2 protein-coding genes are annotated in these 1,352 nt (G+C 65.3%); both read left to right on the forward strand.

Annotation, left to right across the window (positions count from 1 at the left end):
- On the forward strand, nt 1-966 hold a 966-nt coding region (locus tag ACH4EW_RS32450; RefSeq protein WP_398263155.1), incomplete at its 5' end, for a B12-binding domain-containing radical SAM protein.
- Between the two features lie 49 nt (nt 967-1,015).
- On the forward strand, nt 1,016-1,352 hold a 337-nt coding region (locus ACH4EW_RS32455), incomplete at its 3' end, for a cobalamin B12-binding domain-containing protein (protein WP_398263157.1).

A 1,352-nucleotide genomic window follows, 5' to 3' on the forward strand; every position in this document is an offset into this window, starting at 1 on the left:
GACGAGATCGAGTACCTGCAGCGGGAGTTCGGCACCCGGTTCCTCTGGTTCAACGACGACAACTTCGGCGGCGCCTTCCAGGACGGCTACAACCACGCCGTCGGCTTCGCCGAGGAGATCCTCCGCCGCGACCTGAAGATCAACTTCCATTGCGAGTTCCGCGTCGACACCGGCCTCATCGACCGGGAGGCCCTGCGCACCCTGCGCCGCGCCGGCATGGTCTCCGCCCTGCTCGGCATGGAGACCGGGTCCCCGGCCATGGCCAAGAGGTTCCGCAAGGGAACCCTGGTGGAGTACAACTTCGACGCCGCCCGCATGTTCAACCGGGAGGGCATCGAGCTCGAACCCGGCTGGATCATGATCGAGCCCGGCACGACGGTCGACGAACTCTGGGAGAACCTGAAGTTCATCGTGGCCGCTGACATCGCCGTCAGTGAGAACCCCTTCTCCTTCATCAGCCGCGCCATCGCGCTGCGCGGCACGGAGATGTACGACAAGATCAGCGACCCCACTCCCCCGGAACTCCCGGATGTCGAAGGCCCGGCCAGGGATGTCCTCCTTGAAGCCCGCCGGGAGTACCGGATCCCCGACCAACGGGTCGAGGATGTGTGGGCCGCCTGGAGCAAGGTCAGCGGGGAAGTCGCCGACCGCAAGGAAGAGCTTCCCTTCGTCGCCCAGCTCATCGTCGATGCCACCAGGGCGCGCAGGTCCCAGGGCGAGCAGGGCCTGCGCCCGCTGATCACCCGGCTGCGCAGCTGGGCCGAGGGCCTGTCGGATCTGCTGATCACCTTCCTCAACGTCGGGCTGCTGCTCGCGGACGAGAACCCGCCCCAACTCGCCGACCGGCTGGAGACCGAACTGCGCGCGCTGGTCGACGCTTACGACCGCAAGGTCCTCGGGCAGCCCTACCCGGAGTTCGTCGAGGAGACGAAGAAGCTGTGTGGGCAACAGGCGATGGCTGAGTGACCCGGTCGGTGTCGAGATGCGCACGTGAACACGAGAAAGGAATCGGGCCATGGCAGATGTAGTCCTGCTGACCCCCCGGGAAATCCCTACCGGCGCCGCAACCCTGAACAACCAGAACGTCCTGATCAACGATGAGGAATACCTGTCTCTGGACCCGGCGATGAGGCTGTTCTACAAGCGGGTCCGGGAGAACCTGGGCGTGGCCTGTATCGCGGGTCACCTCAGGGGCTGCGGATACTCGGTCCAGGCACTAAACCTGCACGGGCGTAACCCGAGTGACGAGGCGATCACCGATCTGATCCGGCGTGAACGACCGAAGTTCGTCGGCATCAGCATCATGTACGACCTGCACATCATCGACGCGGTCCGGCTCCTGCGCTGCGTCC

The organism is Streptomyces sp. NPDC018000 (assembly GCF_044328025.1).
Lineage (GTDB): Bacteria > Actinomycetota > Actinomycetes > Streptomycetales > Streptomycetaceae > Streptomyces.